The sequence below is a fragment of the Desulfovibrio sp. genome (assembly GCF_019422935.1).
Classification (GTDB): domain Bacteria; phylum Desulfobacterota; class Desulfovibrionia; order Desulfovibrionales; family Desulfovibrionaceae; genus Desulfovibrio.
The window spans coordinates 143735-167768 of the sequence record NZ_JAHZCJ010000007.1 but is presented as its reverse complement, the minus strand read 5'-3'; the positions used below and the strand labels follow the sequence as shown (position 1 = coordinate 167768).

The following is a 24034-nucleotide window of genomic DNA, read 5'->3' as shown; positions in this document are numbered from 1 at the left end:
CTGCTGCCCCGGCGCAAAACAACTTGATATATTGGGCGCGCGGTGCGGCAACAAGAGGAGGATGTCATGGGCATACTGGAAAAAATGTTTAATCCTGCGGCCAGAGGCAGCACGGTTCGGCGCGAGTTACGGGCTGGCCTTACCAGCTTTATGGCCATGTGCTACCTCATTTTTGTGGTTCCCAGCATGCTTGCTGACGCCGGTATGCCCAAGGATTCCGCCGTGGCGGCCACCATCTGGATTACCGTCATCGCAACGCTGCTCATGGGCCTGTGGGCCAAGTTCCCCGTGGGCGTAGCGCCCGGCCTCGGCATCACGGCCTTTTTTGCCTACTACGTTTGCGGCCCTGCGGGCTATACATGGCAGACCGGCCTTGGCGCGGTGTTCATTTCTGGTGTGGTCTTTCTGCTGCTCACCGTCACCAAGGTGCGCCAGCTTATCATCAACGCCGTTCCCATGGATCTCAAGTACGCCATCGTGGTGGGTATTGGCGCGTTCATCGCCTTTATCGGCATGAAGAGCTGCGGCCTCGTGGTGGCCAGCCCGGCCACCTTTGTGACCCTCGGTAACCTGGGCGACCCCAAGACCCTGCTTTCGGTGGTGGGCATTTTTCTCATCAGCGCGTTGCTTGCACTGCGCGTGCCGGGAGCCATGATCATCGGCATCGTGGCCATTGCGGCGGCGGACATGGTGCTGAACGGGCCGCATATGCCGCAGGGCAGCATCATCAACACATCCCTGCTCCTGCCCACAGAGACCTTTATGGCGATGGACCTCAAGGGCGCGCTGCACCACGGCCTGATCTCCATCATTTTTACCCTGACCATGGTTGATCTGTTCGACAACATGGGCGTGCTCATCGGCCTTTCGCAGAAAGCCGGGTTCATTCGTGAAGACGGGCACATTGAAAATCTGGACAAGGCCCTGATTTCCGACTCAATCGCCACCATGGCCAGCGCCGTCATGGGCGCGACCACATCCACCAGCTATCTTGAAAGCGCGGCGGGCGTGGTCGAGGGCGGGCGCACTGGGCTGACCGCCGTGACCATTGCGGTGCTCTTTTTCCTCACCCTGTTTTTTGCGCCTGTGATTGGTATGGCTCCGGCCTATGCCACGGCCCCGGTGCTGATCATTGTGGGCGCCATGATGATGCAGGAAGTGGGGCGCATCAAGTTCAAGGACTTTACCGTTGCCTTGCCCGCCTTTTTGACCATCATCAGCATGCCGCTTACCTTCAACATCGCCACGGGTTTTGGCTTTGGCTTTGTGAGCTGGGTCGGCATCAAGGTTCTTTCTGGCCGTATCAAGGATCTTAATGTGGTGATGGTGGTCATTGCCCTGTGCTTTGTAGTCAACTTTGCCCTGCGCCTCCACTAGAGTATTTTAAGGCGCGGATTTTTCAAAATCTGCGCGGAGCAGCCGAATCTTGCAAGGTAGCCTGCTCCAGGCCCCATAGCGGCAACGCACTGTGATTGCTGAACAGGCCCCTGTTCCGGTTGATGCCGGGCGGGGGTTTGTTTTTTGCTGAACCGCAGGGAGAAGAAGCACAGCTCCTTGCCTTTACTTTCGCATCAGGGCATACTTTGCGACCGAAAATGTAACGCTCACCAGCCCCAAAGGCACATGAGGAATATTCGCACATGGCAATGCTTCTGCAATCACAGCGCCCCCCAAAACCCCTGTGGCGGGAATATGGCGAAGCTCTGTTCGTCGCGCTTATTTTGGCTCTGGTCATCCGCACCTTTGTGGTGCAGGCATTCAAGATTCCTTCGGAATCCATGGTTAAAACCCTGCTTGTGGGCGATCATTTGCTGGCAAGCAAGTTTTCCTATGGCATCAAGGTTCCCTTTACCCACTCCTACATTTACAAGGGGAGCGACCCGGTCAAGGGTGACATTATCATTTTTGAATACCCCAATGATCCCAGCGTGGACTACATCAAGCGCATCATCGGTACGCCCGGCGATACCATTGAGGTGCGCAACAAGCAGCTGTTCCGCAACGGCGAGCCGGTAAAGGAATCCTACATCCGCTTTACCGAGCCTGACCGCATCCAGCCGGTGCGCGACAATTTCGGCCCGATCACCGTGCCTGAGGGCAAGTATTTTGTCATGGGCGACAATCGCGACAACTCAATGGATTCGCGCTTCTGGGGCCTTGTGGACCGCAGCGCCATACGCGCCAAAGCCTGGCGCATCTATTGGTCGTGGGGCGGTCTGGGCGATATCCGCTGGGATCGCATCGGCAAGGCCGTGCAATAGCATCTGGCGGTACATTCTGCTTGCAGGCGCGAATGGGATTTGCCCGGTGCGTCTGACGGCAAGATTTTTGCGGCGTGGGTAGATGCAATAATCCGCGCCGCTTATCATTTGCAGGCTCAAGGAGAACGCATGGTTGTCCGTTTGAACAGCGGCGGGGTTGAAGGTGTGGATGCCTACCCCGTGGAACTGGAAGTGGACTTCGTGCGGCAGGGCCTGCCCGGCTTCACCATGGTGGGGCTGGCGGAAACAGCGGTGCGCGAGGCCAAGGACAGGGTCTTTGCCGCCTTGCGCGCCTGCGGCTTCAAGCTGCCTCCGGCGCGGATTACGGTAAATCTTGCCCCGGCGTGGCGGCGCAAGAGCGGCGCAAGCTATGACCTGCCGCTGGCCGTTGGGCTGCTGGCCGCTGCGGGCATTATACCTGCGGAGCCTTTGCAGGGCATGTATCTGGCGGGCGAGCTTTCGCTCAATGGCGCGCTGCGCCCGGTGAGCGGCGTGCTGCCCTTGGCCCTGCTGGCGCGCCAGCAGGGGGCTGCAGGCTTGGTGATTCCCCCCGGCAACGGCGCGGAAGCTGCGGTGGTGCGCGGGCTCAAGGTGTTCGCGCCCGAGGGCCTTGGCCGCTGCGCTGCCTTTCTGGCTGGCGCAGAACCGCTGGAGCCGCTGTGCGAACCCGTGGCCGATATGCTTGAGGCACCGGCCTACAGGCAGGATTATGCCGAGGTCAAAGGGCAGGAGGCCGCCAAACGCGCTCTGGAAGTGGCTGCGGCAGGCGGCCATAACGTGCTGCTCATCGGCCCGCCCGGCAGCGGCAAAACCATGCTGGCCCAGCGCCTGCTCACTATTCTGCCCCCTCTGGACTTTGAAGAATCCCTGGAAGTCACCAAAATTTACAGCGTGTCGGGCAAGCTGCCGCCGGAGGCCGGGCTTATGCGTGTGCGGCCCTTTCGCGCGCCGCACCACACCATATCCGACGTGGCGCTGGTGGGTGGCGGGGGGTATCCACGCCCCGGCGAGGTGAGTCTTGCCCACCGAGGGGTATTGTTTCTGGACGAACTGCCGGAATTTCGCAAAACGGCCCTTGAGGCGTTGCGTCAGCCCCTGGAAGGCGGCGTGGCGGCCATTGCGCGTGCCGCGCACAGCGTGAACTTTCCCGCTGCCTGCATGCTGGTGGCGGCCATGAATCCCTGCCCCTGCGGCTATTACGGCGACCCCACGCACCAGTGCACCTGCCGTGAGGAACAACGGGTACGCTATCAGTCGCGGCTTTCCGGCCCCATGCTTGACCGCATTGACGTGCATGTGGAAGTCCCGGCCGTGGCCTATTCGGATTTTCGCGGCACAGGCCGCGGCGCTTCGTCCGCACAGATGCGCGAGCGCGTGCTCAAGGCCCGGGCAACCCAAAGGGCGCGTTACGGCAGCGATGGCCCGCGCTGCAACGCGGAACTTTCCGGCGCGCTGCTCGATCAGCATTGCGCGCTGGATGCCGAAGGCCATGCCTTGATGGAGGCTGCGGTCAACCGTCTTTCCCTCTCCGCGCGGGCATGCGCCAGAGTGCTGCGCATGGCCCGTACCATTGCCGACCTGGACGATGCCGCCAACATCGCAACGCGGCACCTTGCCGAAGCCGTGTCGCTCCGTGTGCTGGACAGGGGCTGATTCTCTTTTCAGCACAGCAACATCCCACAAATTTTAAGAATGTTACCTCCCTAGGCAGCCTTAATTGAGGCGACACCTGGGGCGCGAAGTGCTCTTGACTAAATACATGATACAGTCATATATCAACCAAGGAATATATTTCCTCGGTTCTGTATATGGAGTATTTATGGAAAACGACATTCTGGAAAAATCGTATATTCCTTTTCAATGCTTGGTAATCAGCACTCTTAACCGCCTCAATGTTGAAGGCATCACCACCGCGCAATACGAAATCCTTGATGCCCTTGCGCAGAACGGCAGCAAAACCACCACGGAGCTGGCCGCCCTGCGTGGGATTTCCCAATCTGGCACGTCCAAGCTTACCAAAAGGCTTTTGGATAAAAATTACATTGTTCAAAACAAAAGCCGAACCGACAGGCGCAGTTACGACATATCAATCACTTCCGACGGAAGGGATTTTCTTAATAGAGCGGAAAAATTTAGAAGAGAACTGTTGGGCACCATCGAAACCGCCTTGTCGGAACAGGAACGCGAAGTCTTTGCGGCACTTTGCCGTAAAATCGTAGCTTCGTCCGGCAAGGGAAAGGCATAAGCAATGAAATTCAGCGGCAATATTGCCATAGTTACAGGCGCCTCCACCGGAGTTGGCGAAGCCATCGCTCAGGAGCTTTATAACTGCGGGCTTACAGTGGTCATAACTGCCAGGGACAGTGCAGCTATTGAGGCCACGGCGCGGAACATGGATCCGTCTGGACAACGCGTTTTCCCCATGACTACAGATGTCAAAGACCACGTTTCCGTCAAAAACTTGATTGATTCCGTCATAGAACAGTTTGGAAAAATTGACTATCTTGTGAACAATGCGGGCATAACCGGGCCGCATGGCGTCTCCATATGCGATTATGACGTGGCGGATTGGCAGGAGGTTATTCAGACGGATCTGAGCGGCGTTTTTTACGGCATGAAGTATGCCATTCCCGCCATGCTCAAAACCGGAGGTGGTGCGGTGGTCAACCTTTCCGCCGTCAACGGCATGGTGGGGATTCCGGGGATTGCCCCGTACACTTGCGCCAAGCATGGCGTTGTGGGGCTGACGCAATCTGTTGCGCTGGAATTTGCAGAAAAAGGTGTACGCGTAAACGCCCTGGCCCCAGGTTATGTTGATACAGACCGCATGAAAGGGTTGCCGGAAAGCATTCGGCAGATGATGGCGGAATCTCACCCCATGAAGCGTATGGCTAAACCGGAAGAGGTGGGCAAACTGGCGGCTTTTTTGCTTTCGGATGATGCATCGTTCATTACAGGCAGTTGTTACACTGTAGACGGCGGCTACACCGCGCAATAGTGTGGGACGTCTTTCCTTTCTGCGGTTTTATAAGAAAGGCCCGTGAACCTTTGTAGTTCACGGGCCTTCAAAATTTCCAGCTGAGCGCCTTTCTTTTAGCTGGCGTTGTTGGCAACGCGGCGGGCTGCCTGCCCGTCATTGTCGTTACCGCGCTGACGGGCGACTTTTTCCACGTTCTTCTTTTTGCTCTTGGCCGTCTTGGTCGCCTTGGCCTGCTTGCTGTGGTTGGTTGCCTTGGCGCGGTGTACGGTCTGGGCACCTTCGCCCCGGTCGTTTCCGGCAAACTGGTGGTATGCTTCGCGGGCATTTTTGCGGATGTCGGGGTGATATTTTTCGCGCGGCAGGGTGTCCAGAGCGGCCACAACTGTGGGAGCCTCGCTGCTGCATACCTCAAAACCGGCATCCAGCAGGCGGAAGGCCTCAATGCTGCGAATTTGCGAATCGGGCGCGCCCATAATAACGGCCAGCAGGCGTTTGTCCCCCTTGAGTGCCGTGAAAACCAGGTTGTAGCCCGAGGCGTTGATCCAGCCGGTTTTAAGGCCGTCCGCGCCAGGGTACTGCCCAAGCAAGGGATTCTTGTTCCAGGTGACACGGCCCCGGTAGTTCAGAACATGGGTGTTATGGAAGCGTAGCGCATCGGGGTAGGCATGCAGATAGGCGCGGGCAAGGGTCAGCATGTCGCGAGCGGTAGTGTACTGCCCCTTGGCCGGGAGGCCATGCGGATTGACAAAGTAACTGTCGCGCATGCCCAGATCGCGGGCCTTGGCGTTCATCATGTTGATGAACGCGGGTACGGAGCCGCCCACATATTCGGCCATTGCCGTGCTGGCGTCGTTGCCGGAAGAAACAGCCATGCCCGTGAGGAGCTGCTCAAGCGTAACCTGCTCGTTTTCGTTGAGGCCCATGCGTGAGCCGCCGGTGCGGGCCGCGTTACGGCTGATCATGGTGGTATTGTCAATGCGAGCCAGGCCTGAGTTGATCTGATCCATGGCAAGAAACATGGACATGATCTTGGTCAGCGAGGCAGGGGGAATGCGCTGGTCGGCATTTTGCTCAAAAAGTATGGCGTCGCGGTCAAGGTCGTATAAAATGGCGGAGCAAACGCCAAGGGAACTTTGCGGCGGAACGGCTGGGGCCGAAACAGCAGCGCCTGGGTGTGACAGAAGAGCTGCACAAAGCAGGGCGGCGATAGCAAAGAGCGTGCGGAGCGGCAGGCAAAAACGACGGGTGCTGGTCATGCACAGTCCTTATGCGTTGGCTGGACGTCAAGCCTCAAGTGCGCTGCGCTACGCGGCTGCAACGGCTGGGCCGTGGGGTCGCGGGCGTATGTGTTGAGGAAAGCCACGAGAAAAAGTTTAGAGATTTACTAAATGGAACAACGCAATGCTTGTGTACTAAAGATGGGCAGTTATGGCAAGCGGGCAGTGCCTCCCCGCTTTGCGCGATTTTTGCTTGATATTGCGTTGGCCCGTTAGGTCGGCTCTTACTCCCTCTCCATTGCCGGACATGCTTGGGTAACATGCAATTCATTGTCTAGCCTGGTAGTTCTTGCCTGATTTATGTATAATCGATGGTTTGCGATTATTCATTTCTGAAATGACAAGTAGAATGCTCTTGTCATCGGTATTGCATAATATGCTTGTGCATGGTGGGCGCGCAATGAATGGCTACACGCATGTCTTGACCATGAAAATGGAATGAAATGCCTTTGATTTTTTGCAATATGCAAATTAACTATTGGCGTATAGCACTCCATATCCAGAGCGACATGAAATACAACAAGGAGCTTACAGTGCTGGACATCCCCCGTATTTTCACCATTACGGAAAGCGAACACCGCATCCATAATCCGTATACTTCAGAAAAGCTTGCGACCCTTGGGGCTGCGTTGCGTCTCAAACCGGGAACCCGTGTGCTCGACCTTGGCAGCGGCTCGGGCGAAATGCTCTGCACATGGGCGCGAGATTACGGCATTACAGGCATTGGCATAGACATGAGCCCGCTGTTTTGCGGGCAGGCACGGCTCCGCGCGCAAGAGTTGGGCGTTGCTGGTCAGGTGGAATTTATCCACGCTGACGCCGCAGGCTACGTTGCGGCTGAAAAGGTTGATCTGGCCGCCTGCGTTGGGGCCACATGGATAGGCGGCGGCGTTGCGGGCACCATTGGGCTTTTGAGGCAAAGCCTGTGCCCCGGCGGGGTAATCCTCATTGGCGAGCCATATTGGCTGCACCTGCCGGCCACGGAAGACGCTGCCCAGGGCTGTGGCGCAACTGCCATTGCCGACTTTCTCATGCTGCCAGAGCTCATCGAATCCTTTGGCGATCTTGGCTATGATGTTGTGGAAATGGTTCTGGCAAATCAGGATGGCTGGGACAGATACGAAGCTGCCAAGTGGCTGACCATGCGGCGCTGGCTTGAGGCGAATCCGGATGACGATTTTGCCCAAGAAATTCGCAGCCAATTGACCAACGAGCCAAAGCGCTATGCCAAGTATGCGAGGGAATATCTTGGTTGGGGCGTGTTTGCGCTCATGGCGCGGTAATCAGCAACTCCATCCATAAAAAAGCCGGTGCTTTCGGAACAATCGAAAGCACCGGCTCTGTTTTTAGCGGGCAGCATTCTTTCAGGCGTCTGCATCCATGCGAAAATCCACACGGATTTTATACAGTTTGGTGGCAGGCAAATTAAGAATGGCAATGCCGGTGGCCTCGGTGAGGGCATCAAGCGTGGCTTGGCTTTCTTCTCTCGAGGGGCTGATAAGTGTGAACCAGATGTTGTAGACATGCTCGCGCAGATAGTTGTGCGTCACTCCGGGGCAGGCGTTTACCCGCGCCACAAACTCGTCCATCTTGTCGTCCGGCACCTTGGCGGCGCACAGGGTGGACACAAAGCCCAGCTTGGCCGACTGGAAGTTGGCCCCCAGACGGCGGATGATCTTGCGGGCCTTGAGACCGCGCACACGCTCGAGCGCTTCTTCCTCACCGATGCCGAGCATCTGGCCCAAATCTGCATAAGGGCGCGGGGTGAGGGGAAAGCCTGTCTGGATGATATCCAGCAGCTGGCGGTCAACGCTGTCCATCAGCGTTTCTGTGGTGGCAGGGGTGGCCGCGTGGGCCGTGGGCTGCGTCATGGCGTTCCTCGTGTGGCTCAGGGGTTTTCCTTGCGGCGCAGTTTGGCCGGAATATAGGTGCACAGAGGTTCTTCACCCATGTGGTCACCGTCCATGCTGTGGGCGCGGGCGCGGCAGCCGCCGCAGACCTTGTGGTATTCGCACACGCCGCACTTGCCCGTGTAACAGGACTGGTCGCGGAACTGCAAAAAGTATTTGCTCTCGCGCCATATTTGTGGAAAGGGCGTTTCGCGCACGTTGCCGCAGTTCAGTTCAAGGTAGCCGCAAGGCTGCACCTGCCCCACGTGGCTGATAAAGCAGAAGCCCGTGCCGCCAAGGCAGCCGCGCGTGAGCGCGTCCATGCCGAAGGTTTCGGGTGTAACGCTGATGCCCTCCTCCTTGGCGCGCTGGCGCATGATGCGGTAGTAGTGCGGCGCGCAGGTTGCCTTGAGGTGCATGTTGGTGCTCTTGCGGAAATCATACAGCCAGTGCAGCACGTCTTCATATTCCTGCGCGGTGATGACCTGATCGGCCAGGCCGGAGGCGCGGCCCATGGGCACCAGCAAAAAGATGTGCCATGCGGCTGCGCCGATGCGCTCGCACAGTTCGAATATTTTTTTGAAGCTGCTCAGATTGTTGCGCGTTACCGTGGTGTTGATCTGAAAGGGCACGCCCACGGATTTGAGGTATTCGATGCCGCGCAGCGAAGCTTCAAACGCGCCGGGTACGCCCCGGAAGCTGTCATGACTGGCGGCGTCCGGCCCGTCAATGGAAATGGAGCAGCGGTTGACCCCAGCATCCTTGATTTTTTGCGCGTTTTCGGGGGTTATGAGGGTGCCGTTGGGCGAAAAGGCGCAGGGCAGGCCCTTGCTGTGGGCATAGGCCACCAGCTCGTACACGTCGGCCCGCATCATGGGGTCGCCGCCGGTAAAGATGATGATGGGCTTGCCCACCTGCGGGAATGTATCGATGAGGGCCTTGGCTTCTTCCGTAGAAAGCTCGCCGGGGTACGGCTCCGTGTGGGCTTCGGCACGGCAGTGCTTGCAGGCCAGGTTGCAGGAGCGGGTAACTTCCCAGGCGATGAGGCGACAGGCGGGGCTACCGTCCTCAAGAGTGCGCAGAGGGGCTGATATGCCGTCGGGATGCCCGGAGGAAGGATTGCCCGCAGCGCCTGCGGGGTGTCCGCCCGGATGCCCGCCCGGATGGCCGCCGGGGTGCCCCATGTTGTGAGGATGATTGCTCATTATCGTGCCAGTCCTTCGCGCAGGATGGTTTCTGTAAAGTAGGTGATGATCATATCCGCCCCGGCGCGTTTCAGGCCCGTGAGGGATTCCAGCATGACGGCGCGCTCGTCAATCCAGCCGTTGAGGCCAGCCGCGCGGATCATGGAGTACTCGCCGCTCACCTGATAGGCGCACAGGGGCACGCTTGTATTGTCGCGCACGGTGCGGATGATGTCGCTGTAAGGCCCGGCGGGCTTCACAATCAGGGCGTCCGCGCCTTCTTCAAGGTCGGCAAAGGCCTCAAGCAGGGCTTCGCGGGCGTTGGCCGGGTCCATCTGATAGGATTTACGGTCGCCGCTGGCCGGGGTATTTTCCGCCGCTTCGCGGAAGGGGCCGTAGTAGGCTGAGGCATATTTGACGGCATAGGACATGATGGGCGTTGCCGTAAGGTCGCCTTCGTCCAGCGCCTCGCGGATGGCGGCCACCCGGCCATCCATCATGTCGGAGGGGGCCACCATGTCCGCGCCTGCAGCCGCATGGCTTACCGCAGTTTTTGCAAGCAGGGGCAGGGTAGCGTCGTTGAGCACTTCGCCGTCAGGCATGAGTATGCCGCAATGCCCGTGGCTCATGTATTCGCACAGGCAGACGTCAGTAATAACGAACAGCTTTGGCCAGCGGTGCTTGAGCAGGCGTACGGCTTCCTGCACGATGCCGTCTTCAGCGTAGGCACCAGAAGCTTTTTCGTCCTTGTGCGCGGGGATGGCGAAAAGAATGACGGATTTCAGGCCCGTATCCACGGCCTTTTCCACCTGTTTTTCCAGCTCGGCAAGGCTGAGCTGGAACTGGCCGGGCATGGAGCTTATTTCTTTACGAAAGCCCTTGTCGTCTGTTTCAACGACAAAGTAGGGCTGAATAAGATCTTCAACAAGCACAGGAGGGGTTTCACGCATGATGGTGCGGATTTCGGGAGTGGCGCGAAGGCGGCGGCCTCTATGAAATGTGGTCATGGCTGTTGTCCTTTATTCTGCGTGTTGCAGGTCGGTGTTTGGCCAGCCTGTGCGGCAATGCTGCCGGTGATGCAGTTGATGTTATGTATGGCAAAGACGCGGCATCCGTCACTGTCGCTGTTTGCACAGCGGCTGCAGGGCGCTTTGCGCAGTGTCAGTATGCCCTTGTGTCCGGATAAAAAACAAGCGGCGCGCCTGGGCGGAACGTAGCGGGCTACGACCGGGGCGCGCCGCCATGCTTGCACATTCAGCGGAAAAAGGGCCGCGCCGGAGCGCTACTTGATGCCGATTTCCTCATCCGTCAGATAGCAGGCAGGATCCTGAGCCCATTCGTCGCCGTAATAGGCTTCGGCGCGGGCGCGGAAGTTGCCGCCGCAGATGTTCAGGAACTGGCACTTGGCGCAACGGCCCTTGACGTGGGTCTTTTTGTCCTTGAGCTTGTGCAGCAGTTCGATCTGCGGGTCGTCCCAAATCTGCGAGAAGGGGCGTTCCAGCACGTTGCCAAAGGTGTGGTCGCGCCAGAACTGGTCGGCGTGAACCTTGCCGTCCCACGAAATACAGCCGATACCGCGACCAGAGCTGTTGCCCTCGTTATACTGCAAGAGTTCAAACACTTCTTCGGCACGCTTGGGATCTTCGCGCTTCATGCGCATCCACACATAGGGGCCGTCGGCGTGGTTGTCGACAGTGAGGATTTCCTTGGGCTTGCCGGCGTCAAAAAGGGCGCGGGTTTCGTCCATGATAAGATCGAGCACGTGGCGGGTTTCGGCGTGATCCAGATCTTCCTTGATCAGTTCGGAACCACGGCCAGAGTACACCAGATGGTAGAAGCAGGCGCGGGGCACTTCCAGATCCTTGAGCAGGCGGAAGATACCGGGAATTTCAGACACGTTGCGCTTGTTGATGGTAAAGCGCAGGCCCACCTTGAGGCCTTCGGCCTGACAGTTGGCAATGCCTTCGAGCGCTTTTTTGAAAGCACCGGGCACGCCGCGAAACTTGTCGTGCACTGCTTCCATGCCGTCCAGCGAAATGCCAACGTAGGAAAGTCCCACTTCCTTGAGTTCGCGGGCCTTTTCCTTGGTAATGAGCGTGCCGTTGGTGGAAATAACCGCGCGCATGCCCTTGGAGGTGGCGTGGCTGGCAAGTTCCACAAGATCCTTGCGCACCAGCGGTTCGCCGCCAGAGAACAGCATGACCGGCGCGCCGTAGGCCGCCAGATCATCGATCATGGTCTTGGCCTGCTCGGTATTGATATCGTCCGAGCCGTCAACCTCAATGGCGTGGGCGTAGCAATGCACGCATTTAAGGTTGCAGCGCTGGGTCATGTTCCAGACCACAACGGGCTTCTTATCTTTGGAGAACTGCAACAGGTGCGAGGGCAGCTTGCCAGATTCGCGTCCGTAACGCAGGGCGTCGGAAGGCTCGACCTGTCCGCAATACAGCTTGGAAATGCCTATCATGGCCTTGTCCTTATTGTTCGATGCGTTGTTTCAGCACGGCAAAGGCCTCGTCAATGCCATCGGCCTTTGTGCCGCCCGCCTGGGCCAGGTCGGGTCTGCCGCCGCCGGAGCCGCCGCAGGGAGCGGCAACGTCCTTGATAAGCGCAGGAGCAGTGAATTTTCCGTGCAGGTCTTTGGAAACGTAAAGCAAAAGCCCAACCTTGCCGTCTTCGGCCGTTGCCAGGCAGACAACGGCATTGTCGGTAAGGCGCGAGCGCACATCGTCCATGACTTCGCGCAGGGCTTTCACAGGAACATTATCAAGTTTGGCGGCCAGCATGCGCACTCCGTTGACGTCCTGCGCGCGGGCGGCCAGATCGGCCCCGGTGGCAGGAGCGGCGGCGGCCTTTTCCGAGGCCTTGCGCAGCTTTTTCACATCGCCTTGCAGGGCGGTCACGCGTTCGGCCAACTGGCCGGGGCGCGCCTTGAGTATGCCCGAAAGCGCGGCAAGTTCCGCGCGCTGCTCAACAGCCTGGGCATAGGCGTTCCAGCCGGTTACGGCCTCAATGCGCCGCGTGCCGGCGGCCACGCCGCTCTCGGAAACGATCATGAAGGCCCCGGCCTCGCCTGTGCGTTCAAGGTGTGTGCCGCCGCACAGTTCCACGGATTCAGGTTCGCCTTTTTCCGCGCCGGAAACTGTGAGCACGCGCACAATATCGCCATATTTTTCGCCAAACAGGGCCATTGCTCCGGTTGCCATGGCTTCGGCCACGGGCATTTCCCTTGCGGCCACAGGCTGGTCGGCCATGATGGCGCGGTTCACGTCGCGCTCCACCGCCGCCAGTTCTTCGGGCGTGAGGGCCGCAATGTGCGAAAAGTCAAAACGCAGGCGGTGCGGGTCAACCAGAGAACCGGCCTGCTTCACATGGGTGCCCAGCGCGCGGCGCAGGGCGGCGTGCAGCAGGTGGGTGCAGGTGTGGTTGCGGGCCGTGGATTTGCGCTGGTCGGCGTCCACTTTGAGGGTGGCCTCGCCGCCCTTGTGCAGTTCGCCCTTGGTCACTTCAATCTCATGTACCAGCAGGGTGGGGGCAGGTTTGTGGGTGGTCAGCACTCGCGCCTCGCCGGAGGTGCTCGCCAGCGTGCCCATATCGCCAGCCTGGCCGCCGCCCTCGCCGTAAAAAGGCGTGGCAGCGGTAATGGCGTAGCCGGTATCGCCCTCGCCGAGGTCGGCCACTTCTTCGCCAGCGGCATTGAGCAGCAGGGTCAGGGGGCTGGTTTCAGTCAGGCGCTCATAACCCACAAAGGTGCTGGTTACGCCAGCGTCCAGCAGGGGTTTGAACACGTTTACGCCGTCAGCCTGACCCAGCAGGCCGCCTTTTTTCTGATGCTCACGGGCGCGCTTGCGCTGTTCGCCCATGTGCTTTTCAAAGCCCTTGGCGTCAGCGGTGAAGCCGCGCTTTTCGGCAACGTCGGTCACGATGTCGAGCGGGAAGCCGTAAGTGTCGTACAGCTTGAAGCAGAATTCACCGGGAATCTGCGTCTGCCCGGCGGCCTTGAGGGTCGCCAGTTCTTCGTCCAGCAGTTCCAGACCCTTTTGCAGGGTGAGGGAGAAGCGCTGTTCTTCCTCATGCACGGCGCGGGCGATAAAGTCGGCATGCTCGGTCAGCTCGGGATAGGCGTCGCCCATCACTTCCGTAACCTTGCGGGCCACCTTGTACATGAAGGGTTCGTTCACGCCAATGAGCGTGGCAAAGCGCAGGGCGCGGCGGATCAAGCGGCGCAGCACATAGCCCCGGCCCTCGTTGGAGGGCAGCACGCCGCCAGCCACAAGGAAGGCCGCCGAGCGGCTGTGGTCGGCAATGACGCGCAGGGCCGTATCCACATCGTTGGTGTCGGGCGCGCTGAAGCTGTAGCTCACATTGGCAAGCGAGGCGGCGTACTGGATGATTTCCTGAAACAGGTCGCAGTCAAAGTTGGAGCGCTTGCCCTGGGCAACGGCGGCCATGCGTTCAAGGCCCATGCCCGTATCAATGTTCGGATTGGCAAGTGCCACGCGAGTACCATCGGCAGACTGGTCAAACTGGGTGAACACGAGGTTCCAGATTTCAAGGAACCGGTCGCAGTCGCACTTGCCGATGCCGCAGTCCGGCCCGCAAGACATATCTTCGCCCTGATCCACGTAGATTTCGGAACAGGGGCCGCAGGGGCCGGTATCGCCCATGGTCCAGAAGTTGTCTTTTTCGCCCATGCGCACAATGCGGTCGGCGGGCAGCCCGGCAACTTCGGCCCAGATGGCCGCAGCTTCGTCATCCTCGCGGAACACCGTGACCCAGAGCTTTTCCTTGGGAAGTTCGAGTTCCTTGCTTACAAACTCCCAGGCCCAGGTAATGGCTTCGCGCTTGAAATAGTCGCCGAAAGAAAAGTTGCCCAGCATTTCAAAAAACGTGTGGTGGCGCGCTGTGCGGCCCACGTTTTCAAGGTCGTTGTGCTTGCCCGAAACGCGCAGACATTTCTGGCAGGTGGTGGCGCGGCTGTATGCGCGCTTTTCCTCGCCAAGAAAGAGCTTTTTGAATTGCACCATGCCAGCATTGGTGAACAGCAGGGTGGGGTCGTTGGGCGGAATGATGGGGCCGGATTCGACAATTTCATGCTGATGGCGTTTGAAAAAATCGAGGTAGCGGCTGCGGATTTCTTTGGCGGTGAGCATTTACTGGCTCCGTAATGGGGTCTGCGCGAACAACGACCGCGCACCACCAAGGCGCGCGGTCGCAGGTAAAAAATGGCCTTTATTCGTAAGTGGGCGCGGGGGCTTCCCCTTCGTCCAGGTCTTCTTCTGTGGGTACAAATTCCTTGGGGTTCAGGCCCAGAAATTCCACAACCTTGGCTTCAATCTGGTTGCGCAGATCAAGGTTTTCATCCAGCAGCGCACGTACTTTTTCGCGGCCCTGGCCGAGCTTTTCGTTTCCAAATGCAAACCACGAGCCGCTCTGGTCGATGATCTTGGCTTCAATGCCGAGGTCAAGCAGTTCGCCGGAGCGCGAAATGCCCTGACCGTACAGAATGTCAAAAATGGCGCTTCGGAAGGGCGGGGCAACCTTGTTTTTGACCACCTTGACCCTGGTGCGCGAGCCGAAGGATTCTTCCTTGTCCTTGAGGGTCTGGATGCGCCGGATATCAAGGCGCACGGAAGAATAGAACTTGAGCGCGTTGCCGCCAGTGGTGGTTTCTGGGCTGCCGTAGCCGGTCACGCCGATCTTCATGCGGATCTGGTTGATAAAGATCACAGACGTGCGCGATTTGTGAATGGTGCCGGTGAGGCGGCGCATGGCGTGCGACATAAGGCGGGCATGGCCGCCCACCTGTGTTTCGCCCATGTCGCCGTCAAGTTCGGCCTGCGGAATAAGCGCGGCCACAGAGTCCACTACCACAAGGTCAACCGCACCGGACCGCACGAGCATGTCGGCAATATCCAGCGCCTGTTCGCCGTAATCGGGCTGCGAAATGAGCAGTTCGTCGGTGACGACGCCGAGACGTTTGGCGTAAGCAATGTCAAGAGCGTGTTCTGCATCCACAAAGGCGCAGGTGCCGCCCATTTTCTGGCATTCTGCAATAATGTGGAGGGTCAGCGTGGTTTTGCCCGAAGATTCCGGGCCAAAAATTTCGCTGATGCGCCCGCGCGGAATGCCCCCCACGCCAAGGGCCAGATCAAGGCCGATGGAACCTGTGGGGATCACGGGAATATTGACGTGGGCATCGTCGGAAAGCTTCATCACAGCGCCCTTGCCGTACTTGCGTTCGATGGTGGCAAGTGCGGTGCCCAAGGCTTCGGCGCGCGCGTTTTCCTGACTCATGGCCGGTTTCTTCGCCATAGCTCATTGCTCCGGGTAAAAATATCTTCAAGCGCATTAGTGTAGCAGACCAAGACGAGCAAGGCAAATGCCAGATCGGCGGCGGGCCTGCGCTTGTGCTGTTAATAATTGAGTATAATTCCTGATAATGATAATTGCAAGCAGGCAAAAGCTGCGCAAGGCAGCATGCTCCCCTTGCGCACGGGCGCATGCTGTCGTACAAGCGCGGGCATGAGCGATTCTCCCCAAATAATAGTATTGTTTTCCGGCGGGCTCGACAGCCTGCTTACAGCCAAACTGCTTGAGCGCCAGGGTCTTGCCGTGCGTTGCCTGCATTTTTATTCGCCCTTTTTTGGCGGCGAAGCTGTGGCGGCACGTTGGCGCAAGATTTACGACCTCGATATTGTTACTCAGGATGTCGGCCCCCAGTTCGCCGCCATGCTGCGCCAAAGGCCGGAACACGGTTTTGGCAAGGTGCTCAACCCCTGCGTTGACTGCAAAATACTGCTGCTGCGTGAGGCCCGCAAATATATGGAAAGCGTGGGGGCCAAGGCCCTGGCTTCGGGCGAGGTTCTGGGTCAGCGCCCCATGTCGCAACGGCGCGACACGCTGAATGTCATCATGCGCGATGCCGCCGTGGCAGATATCCTGCTGCGGCCACTGTGCGCCAAGCATTTGCCGCCGACCCCTGTGGAAGAAAGCGGGCTTGTGGACCGCTCGCGCCTGCTGAGCATCTGGGGCAGGGGCCGCACCGAGCAACTGAACCTTGCCAAGGAATACGGCATCAAGGAAATCCCCACTCCGGGGGGCGGCTGCCGTCTGACCGAGCGCGAGAACGCCCGCCGCTACTGGCTGGTGCTTACCCGTTTGCCGGAGCCGAGCGCCAGTGATTTTACCCTTGCCAATCTTGGCCGTCAGTTCTGGCACAGCGAGGGGCAGAACCACTACTGGCTGTGCGTTGGGCGCAATAGTGCGGACAACGACCTGCTGGGCGCGGCCGCAGGCCCGGACGACCTTGTCCTGCGCATGCGCGACATGCCGGGGCCGTTGGCTCTGGCCCGCAACGGGGCCTTATGGCCCGAGGACGTGCTGCGCACCGCCTGCCAGATGACAGCCTCCTATGCGCCCAAGGCCGTTGCCACTGGCGGGGATGTGTTTGTGCGCGCCCGCCGAGGCGAGGAATTCACAGACATATCCGTTCCCACGCAGCGTTGCGAGGATTTGTGGAACGAGCCTGCCTGGGACGAGATCAAGGGCGTTATCCGCGCTGAAGCGCGCGAACGGCAGGCCGCACAGGATGCCGCCAAGGCAGCAGCCCGCGAAGCCCGCTACGAGGCTGAGCGACTTGAAGCCGGACGGGAAGACGATCCAACTGGAGCCTGATTGCCGCGCAACGGTCATCATAGCTTCTTATTGCTGTGCTTTTATCGCATCTTAAGCCCCGGTTTAACCGGGGTTTCTGTTTGCGCCAGTCGCCAAAGTGCATGCTTTGCGTAATCTTGAGGGCACAGCTTTACAAAGATTGCGCATGTAGCTATATGAGTCCATTGCATCAAAAGAGCATTTTCATTGAGAGGTGCTCTGAGCGGGCCATGCCGCCGCATGGCTGGCCAACGCAGGATATGCGGTGCGAATTGCTTGCTCCATGCATGTTCCTGCAAGGCCTATTAGTAGACCGTTCATGCGCCCCCCAGCGGCGTCCGCCGGAGGATTTAAATGGATCACAAGGATTTGGAATACTTTCGCAAGCTTCTTTCCGACATGCTTGAAGAAGCGAAGCAGAAGGGTGACAGCACCCTGGAAGAACTGACGGATAGCAACGAAGTGTTTGCCGACCCGGCTGACCGCGCCACTGCAGAATCCGACAGGGCCTTTACCCTGCGCATCCGTGACCGTGAGCGCCGCCTGATCCGCAAGATCCAGGCAGCCCTTACCCGCATTGACGATGGCACCTACGGGATTTGCGAAGACTGCGGCGACGACATCAGCGTTCCCCGTCTCAAGGCCCGGCCTGTGACGCGTTTGTGCATTAACTGCAAAGCCAAACAGGAAGAAGACGAACACCTTCGCGGCGATTAACGTCATTTCTTTGCCTTAAAGGCACTGTTTTTGTTGCTTTCGGCCAGGCGGGCGCTGCGCTCGCGCACTCCCGCTTGCGCCTGACGGCATGCATACTTCGGGCAGGCTCCCGGTGGTTCCGCCGCGCGGCGGGGGTCTGGCGAACTGGGTCTGCGAGACTTCTGGCCTGTTCGCAACGGTCGTACCATGCCAATGGAAAGAGCTGGCGAGGCTGTTACCCAAACCGTCTGCGCAATTATGCCAGCCTGCGGTCTGCCATCGGTTGCGCCTGGAACTGCGTTTGCCGCTCGTACGCGCACACTCTGGGGATGTTGTGCGGCCTTGTCTTTGGCAGGCTAAGACCTTCCCTCCCGATCGGGCCGTCTGCCCCGCCTTGCCCCTGTTTACTCCCCAGCCATTCACTTTGCCCCTAAGCCGGTTTTTTCTATGGATGCCCATCTTTTCCGCCGTTTTTGTGAAGACCTCACCCCCCTGCTCACTGGCGCAAGGGTGGAAAAAATTCAGGAACCTGCTGATGGCCTGCTGGCTCTCATGGTTTACAGCGGTGGGCGCAAGAGGCAGCTTTGCCTGCGCTTTGGGCGCAAGGAACCGTTCTGTTTTATTACCTCACAGCGCATCAGCGTGGGCCGTGCGCCTTCAGCGCCCATCATGCGGCTGCGCAAATATGCCGCTGGTCGGCGTATTGTTGCCTGCGTGGCCCGCTGGAGCGAGCGCTGTTTGTGGCTGCTGCTTGGCGGCGGCGCAGAGGCTCCCCAACTGCCGCCATTGCCGCAACAGGGGCAGGGTGAGTCAGACACGGAGCAATCCCCGCGCCTGACCTGGCTGTTGCTTGATCTGCGCGAAGGGCCTTCGCTCCGCTTCCTGCCCGAGGATGAATCGCCGGAAGATGAGCAGGCCGTCTGGCCTGAGCCTGTGCAACTGGCGGATGCCCTGAACAACTGGCGGCAGTGGCCTGTGCTTACCCCCGCCCTGCGCCGAACGCTTGCCTGCCTCGAAGAGCCGGAACAGTGGGCCTTGCTGGAAGACCTGCGGGCTGGCGGCGGTGACGTGTTCTGCTACGGCCCCAGCGCGCCTGGCTTCGACAATGCCTCTGCACCGGCCATGCCGCGTCCAGTGCTCGCCATAAGCGCCTGGCCTCTGCCCCCGGAACAGCAAAGGGCCTTGCAGGGCAAGGATGCGGAGGCATCATCCATTGCTGAATTTTGCGGGCCGGATGCCTTGAATCTGACCGAACTGGCAGGGCAGGATATGGTGCTTGCCCGTCTGGCTCTGGATCAGGCGCGGGAGGCGGCCCAGCCTCTGGACAGGCGCGCGCGCAAGCTCACGAAGCTGCTGGAAAAACTGCGCGAGGAAGAAAACCGCCTTGGCAAGATGATGGCCTGTCAGGCAGACGCTCTGGCGCTTCAGGCCGAATTGTGGCGCTGGCCTGGGGATTTTCGCGCGGCTTCCATCACTGTGGAGGAAGGCCCGCACGGCCCGGCGCGGGAAATACCGCTGGATCTGCGGTATTCTGTGCGCGAGCAAATGGCCCGCCTTTTTCACTCGGCCCGGCGCGGTCAACGCGGCATGGAGCATCTGGCTGTGCGGCGCGCGGCGCTGGAAGACGAACTGGCCTCCTTGCGTCAGGCCCGGCCCGGCAGCCTGCTGGGCGCCACTGCGGGCGCTGCCGATGAGGCGGCTTCCCCCGGGCGCGCGGCTGGTTCTGGCATGGCCGCCACCCTGCCTAAGAATGTGCAGATGTTCATAAGTTCAGATGGGTTTGTGCTGCTGCGCGGGCGCGATTCCAAGGGCAATCTGGCCGCGCGCAAGCTTGCTGCCCCGCACGATATCTGGCTGCATGCGGAAAACGGCCCCGGTTCGCACGTGATTATCCGCCGAGCCCACGGCGGGCAGGAAGTTCCGCCTCGCACTCTTGACGAGGCGGGGGCGCTGGCCGCCTGCAAAAGCTGGCAACGCGACGCCGCCCGTGCGCGCATACAGTATGCCGAGGTGCGTCACGTCAAACCTATGCGCAACGCCCCTGCGGGCACGGTGCGCATAGACAAGTCGCTGCCCTCGCGTGAGGTTCCCGTAGATCTTGCCCTTGAGGAAACGCTGCTGCCCCGGTAAAGAGGGGCAAGCCCCACGGGCGCATTATGGAGAGAGGTTTTCATGGATTTTACAGTTGAAGGCAGAGTCTTTCGGGCATGTGCCGTTGAGGCCCATGTGCTGGCAGTTGCCCCCTGGCAGGCTTCTGCGCAGGAGCAGAACATCGCTTTGGGCAGTGGTGCAAAACTGTGCATGCCTCGGGGCCGCAAGCAATGGCAGTGCGCTGTAGTTCGGCTTGAAAACGGCGCGGAGGCGCAGTTGCCCCTTCCCGATTTCTGCCCTGTCGCGGTAGGGGACTGCCTGAAGCTCGGTTGCCTTGGCCCGGCCAGCACCACAGAGGGCGGCGATGGTGCTGCTCTGGAAGTCTATGCTGCAAGCAACCAAACATCAGGCTGGAAGCATGATTTTGTGGACGCCGCATCCTTGATGAAACGCTGCGGCGTGAGCCGCGTTACCGAGTATGACCTGGAATCCTACCCTTTGAAAAAGGTCTGCAAGGTCAGCGTCATAGTCTTTCTGGTTGGGCTGGTCTGTTTCAGCTTTCTCATGCATCTGTTTACAGAAAGCATGGATGAACTTGCGCGCCGTTTGCCCGAGGCCCTGTATATGAGCGCCAAGTTCGGCGGTATTGCCGCGCTGGTGGTAGCCGCTGGCGGGGGCCTGTATATGAAGAGCTCCAACGACTACAACCGGAAAAAGAAGCTGGACAGCTATACTCTGCAGTTTGAGCAAGCCATGCACGAGGCGATGCCGCAGCCTTCCGCATAATGTGCTGCTTTTAAATTTGTCGGGAAGCATCTGCGCCGTCATGATGGGTCGTCCGCAGGGCGGCCTTTTTAGTATGAAAAGCATATAATTCCACAAATACATAAAATTACAATTTTGTCTTACTTGCATGTCTTTTTTACGGAATTGTATCAAGACTACGTCATTTTATGATGCCTTGGCATATTTTAGTAATTAAAACAAATTGTTGAAAATTTATTAATGGCACGCAAACTGCAACATTTTTGTCACTTACAAGTTTACTCAAGCTGTGAAAATTCAAATGTTGAGCTGCGGCTTGGGGCTATTCTCTTGGCATGGCAGTGCTGGGAACAAAAATGATTGCAGGAGTGTACGATATGCAAAAATGCAGATTATGGGTGTGCTGTGTGTTGGTTACTGTGGCGATGTTCATGGCTTCCGCCGCTGGCGCAGCGGATACTGTCATGTTGCAGCGCGAGGGGTGGGATCCCACCGTCAGGCAGAGCCTCAATGAAATGTTTGTGCTCTATGGCAAGGGCAGCCCCAACTATAATCCTTCCATCCGGCCTTACGCTGTTTTTGATTTTGACAACACTGTTTCCATTCTGGATGTGGAAGAGCAGCTTGCAATCTATCAGCTGGAGCACATGCGCTTTGCCGTCAAGCCCGAGCAAATGTACGCCGTGCTGACCACCGGCGTGCCGGATATCAACATGGATCTGGGCAAGGAATATAACAATCTCACGGTTGCCACGGTTGCTGCCGATGCCGCTGCCGCATACAAGCGGCTGTACGCGCAGGGTTATGTTTCCCCCGCCGGAGTTTACGGCGAAAGAATGCAGAAGATGCAGGCCAGCGACGACTGGAAGGAATTTGCCACCAAGGCGCGCTGGCTTTATGACGCCATTGGCGACACCATGGATGTTTCTGTTTCCTACCCCTGGATCACCTACTGGTTTACGGGTATGACGCCCCAGCAGGTTTACGGCATGGCGCACGAGGCCTTTGTGCACTACCGCAAGGGCAGCGCTGACCCTGCCTTCTGGCAAAAGCGCAAGTGGCAGAGCCCTGCGGCCTACAAGGGCAGCAAGGCCGGGCAGATCACGGTATCATACAAGCAGGGCATAACGGTATCGCCTGAAATTCAAGAGCTGTTCCACGCGCTTGAAGTCAACGGCTTTGACGCCTGGGTGTGTTCTGCCTCGTTTATTGATGTCATCTCCGCTGCGGTCAGCCCCGAAGTTTTTGGCATTGAAGGCGTGGACGGCGTACTTGCCATGACCAACAAGGAACAGAACGGCAAGTACATCAATGCCTATGATGATGATTTTCACGCGCAGACCCAGGGCAAGGGCAAAACATTGAGTATTTCAAAGCTCATTGCCCCCCTGTACCGTGGGCGTGGCCCCGTTTTTGTGGCTTTTGACTCTCAGGGCGATTTCAACTTTGTGAGCGAATACGCCGACACCGCCGTTGGCCTTGCGCTCAACCGCGCCCGCAAGGACGATGCCGGTATTCTGGCAGCCGTGGCCCTGTACCAGAACCAGAAAAAGCTCACTGTGGCCAAGGCCGTGCAGCAGGGCAATACCCGTTACCTCCTGCAAGGACGTAACGAAAACGGCGGATTTTTGTGGCCCCGGCCCGAAGTGCAGCAACTGGGCAAGGACAAGCCCGAACTGCTCAGCAGCAAGGCCGAAGCCTGGCTGAAAAAGCTCGAAAACGGCACCCCTGTGCCCGTGCTGATCAATGACGCTCCCAAACTCACAGGCAAGCTCAAAACCTACGATGGATACAAATCCATACGTTAGCGGCTGGAAGGTTGGATTTTTTGCAATGAGGCTTTATATCCCGACACAGTGATTTAAGGGTAAGCTCGCGGTGAAGCCACGCGCGGTGCGCACTCACGCGAGCAACGCACGACAAAACAAAAGGCCGCCTCCTTTCGGGGGCGGCCTTTGACATGCAATAAGGCAAAAGTAAGGGATCTTACTTTTTCAGCACTTCCACCGTGGCAAGGGCGATCTGGAGCTCTTCGTTGGTGGGGATGATGATCACGGGGATCTTGCTGTCCGGCGTGGTGATGATACGCGCGCCGGGCTTGCGGGTGCTGTTTTCTTCCTTGTTCAGCTTGATGCCGAAGGCTTCAAGGCCTTCGCAGACCATGGCGCGGACGATGTCATCGTTTTCGCCGATGCCGGCGGTGAACACCAGGGCGTCCACGTTGCCTTCAAGCAGGAAGAAGTAGGAACCAAGGGTCTTTTTGATGCTGCGCACGAGCAGCTTGAGGGCCAGTTCGGCGCGCTCGTTGCCCTTGTCCACCTGAGCATGCACATCGCGCATGTCGGTGTAGCCGCACAGGCCAAGCAGGCCGGACTTCTTGTTCATCAGGGTGTCGGCTTCGGAGGGGCTGAGCCCCTTCTTTTCCATGACAAAGGGCACGATGGCCGGGTCAATGGTGCCGCAGCGGGTGCCCATCACAAGGCCTTCCAGCGGGGTGAGGCCCATGCTGGTGTCAAAGCACTTGCCGTTTTTCACGCAGCTCATGGAAGAGCCGTTGCCGAGGTGCATGGTTATGGAGCGCAGCTCGGAAAGGGGCTTGCCAAGGAACTCGGCAGTGGCGTTGGCAATGTACTTGTGCGAGGTGCCGTGGAAGCCGTAGCGGCGGATGCGCAGTTCTTCGTACAGCTCATAGGGCAGAGCGTACATGAAGGCTTCCTTGGGCATGCCCATGCCGAATTCGGTATCGAACACAGCCACGTTGGGAACGCCGGGGAAGAGCTTTTCAGCCACTTCAATGCCCATGAGGTTGGCGGGGTTGTGCAAGGGGCCAAGCACGGCGCATTCTTCCACAATCTGCTTCACACGTTCGTTCACCAGCACGGGATCGCTCACGGCTTCGCCGCCGTGCAGCACGCGGTGGCCGATGGCGTAGATCTCGCTCTTGTCCTTGATAACGCCCTTGTCGGCGTCGGTCAGTAGAGCGATGACCAGTTCCATGGCTTCCACATGGGTGGGGAAGAAGGCCTCGCGAACAAGCTTTTCTTCCTTGTCCGTATCGGGGGCGATTTTGTGGGTGAGGCGTCCGCCTTCCTGACCGATGCGCTCGGCAAGACCGGAGCAGAGCACGCTGCGCGTGTCCATTTCCAGCAACTGATATTTGCAGGACGAGGAACCCGCGTTAATCACCAGAATTTTCATAACTCTTCCTTTCCTTGAACTTGTTTATTCTGATCGC

General features: G+C 58.7%; 19 protein-coding genes. 11 read left to right on the top strand and 8 right to left on the bottom strand.

The genetic code is table 11. The features are described 5' to 3' along the window. The first annotated feature begins 66 nt into the window (after window positions 1-66). From QZ383_RS10500 to QZ383_RS10480, 5 genes are all read left to right on the top strand, one after another. Window positions 67-1377, top strand: coding sequence for an NCS2 family permease (locus QZ383_RS10500; protein WP_291445276.1), 1311 nt, complete (start codon window positions 67-69; stop codon window positions 1375-1377). A 263-nt stretch (window positions 1378-1640) separates the two neighbouring features. Then, window positions 1641-2261: a signal peptidase I gene (lepB, locus tag QZ383_RS10495; RefSeq protein WP_291445273.1), complete on the top strand. Its 621-nt coding sequence runs from the start codon at window positions 1641-1643 to the stop codon at window positions 2259-2261. Between the two features lie 129 nt (window positions 2262-2390). Continuing rightward, complete coding sequence (locus QZ383_RS10490) at window positions 2391-3914, top strand: YifB family Mg chelatase-like AAA ATPase (protein WP_291445270.1); 1524 nt, start codon at window positions 2391-2393, stop codon at window positions 3912-3914. Between the two features lie 166 nt (window positions 3915-4080). Next, a complete protein-coding gene (locus tag QZ383_RS10485) occupies window positions 4081-4506 on the top strand; it encodes a MarR family transcriptional regulator (protein ID WP_291445269.1) in 426 nt (141 codons plus the stop codon). 3 nt (window positions 4507-4509) lie between these two features. Then, window positions 4510-5259 carry an SDR family NAD(P)-dependent oxidoreductase gene (locus tag QZ383_RS10480; RefSeq protein WP_291445267.1) on the top strand — a complete coding sequence of 250 codons (750 nt, stop codon included), beginning with the start codon at window positions 4510-4512 and terminating at the stop codon, window positions 5257-5259. 95 nt (window positions 5260-5354) lie between these two features. On the opposite strand, the gene QZ383_RS10475 is transcribed toward QZ383_RS10480, so the two are convergent. Next, entirely contained in the window at window positions 5355-6497 is a 1143-nt protein-coding gene (locus QZ383_RS10475) for a D-alanyl-D-alanine carboxypeptidase family protein (protein WP_291445265.1), read from the bottom strand. A 557-nt stretch (window positions 6498-7054) separates the two neighbouring features. Between QZ383_RS10475 and QZ383_RS10470 the strand changes: the two genes are divergently transcribed. Then, complete coding sequence (locus QZ383_RS10470) at window positions 7055-7801, top strand: methyltransferase domain-containing protein (RefSeq protein WP_291445326.1); 747 nt, start codon at window positions 7055-7057, stop codon at window positions 7799-7801. 81 nt (window positions 7802-7882) lie between these two features. On the opposite strand, the gene QZ383_RS10465 is transcribed toward QZ383_RS10470, so the two are convergent. The 6 genes from QZ383_RS10465 to recA form a co-directional block, all read right to left on the bottom strand. Then, window positions 7883-8389, bottom strand: a complete 507-nt coding sequence (locus QZ383_RS10465) for an AsnC family transcriptional regulator (RefSeq protein WP_291445263.1) — start codon at window positions 8387-8389, stop codon at window positions 7883-7885. Window positions 8390-8406: 17 nt separating this feature from the next. Continuing rightward, window positions 8407-9612: a heme b synthase gene (gene ahbD / locus QZ383_RS10460; protein ID WP_291445261.1), complete on the bottom strand. Its 1206-nt coding sequence runs from the start codon at window positions 9610-9612 to the stop codon at window positions 8407-8409. Next, a complete protein-coding gene (gene hemB, locus QZ383_RS10455; protein WP_291445259.1) occupies window positions 9612-10598 on the bottom strand; it encodes a porphobilinogen synthase in 987 nt (328 codons plus the stop codon). The genes ahbD and hemB overlap by 1 nt, the downstream gene beginning before the upstream one ends. A gap of 275 nt (window positions 10599-10873) precedes the next feature. Then, window positions 10874-12058, bottom strand: a complete 1185-nt coding sequence (gene ahbC / locus QZ383_RS10450; RefSeq protein ID WP_215648306.1) for a 12,18-didecarboxysiroheme deacetylase — start codon at window positions 12056-12058, stop codon at window positions 10874-10876. Window positions 12059-12068: 10 nt separating this feature from the next. Continuing rightward, on the bottom strand, window positions 12069-14744 hold the full coding sequence (gene alaS, locus QZ383_RS10445; RefSeq protein WP_291445257.1) for an alanine--tRNA ligase: 2676 nt from the start codon (window positions 14742-14744) through the stop codon (window positions 12069-12071). A 79-nt stretch (window positions 14745-14823) separates the two neighbouring features. Next, window positions 14824-15906 (bottom strand): recombinase RecA, encoded by a 1083-nt coding sequence (recA, locus tag QZ383_RS10440; protein WP_291445255.1) that lies wholly within the window; start codon window positions 15904-15906, stop codon window positions 14824-14826. 210 nt (window positions 15907-16116) lie between these two features. Between recA and QZ383_RS10435 the strand changes: the two genes are divergently transcribed. From QZ383_RS10435 to QZ383_RS10415, 5 genes are all read left to right on the top strand, one after another. Next, window positions 16117-17268 carry a tRNA(5-methylaminomethyl-2-thiouridylate) methyltransferase gene (locus QZ383_RS10435; RefSeq protein WP_291445253.1) on the top strand — a complete coding sequence of 384 codons (1152 nt, stop codon included), beginning with the start codon at window positions 16117-16119 and terminating at the stop codon, window positions 17266-17268. 333 nt (window positions 17269-17601) lie between these two features. Next, window positions 17602-17964 carry an RNA polymerase-binding protein DksA gene (gene dksA, locus QZ383_RS10430; protein ID WP_022659715.1) on the top strand — a complete coding sequence of 121 codons (363 nt, stop codon included), beginning with the start codon at window positions 17602-17604 and terminating at the stop codon, window positions 17962-17964. Between the two features lie 426 nt (window positions 17965-18390). After that, the gene (locus QZ383_RS10425) at window positions 18391-20073 is read left to right on the top strand and encodes an NFACT RNA binding domain-containing protein (protein ID WP_291445252.1); all 1683 of its coding nucleotides are present in this window, start codon (window positions 18391-18393) and stop codon (window positions 20071-20073) included. 42 nt (window positions 20074-20115) lie between these two features. Further along, a complete protein-coding gene (locus tag QZ383_RS10420) occupies window positions 20116-20820 on the top strand; it encodes a hypothetical protein (RefSeq protein ID WP_291445250.1) in 705 nt (234 codons plus the stop codon). 410 nt (window positions 20821-21230) lie between these two features. Next, complete coding sequence (locus tag QZ383_RS10415) at window positions 21231-22607, top strand: hypothetical protein (RefSeq protein ID WP_291445248.1); 1377 nt, start codon at window positions 21231-21233, stop codon at window positions 22605-22607. A 178-nt stretch (window positions 22608-22785) separates the two neighbouring features. Here QZ383_RS10415 and QZ383_RS10410 read toward each other — a convergent pair whose 3' ends face one another. After that, complete coding sequence (locus tag QZ383_RS10410; protein WP_192112697.1) at window positions 22786-23997, bottom strand: acetate kinase; 1212 nt, start codon at window positions 23995-23997, stop codon at window positions 22786-22788. Between the last annotated feature and the right edge of the window lie 37 nt (window positions 23998-24034).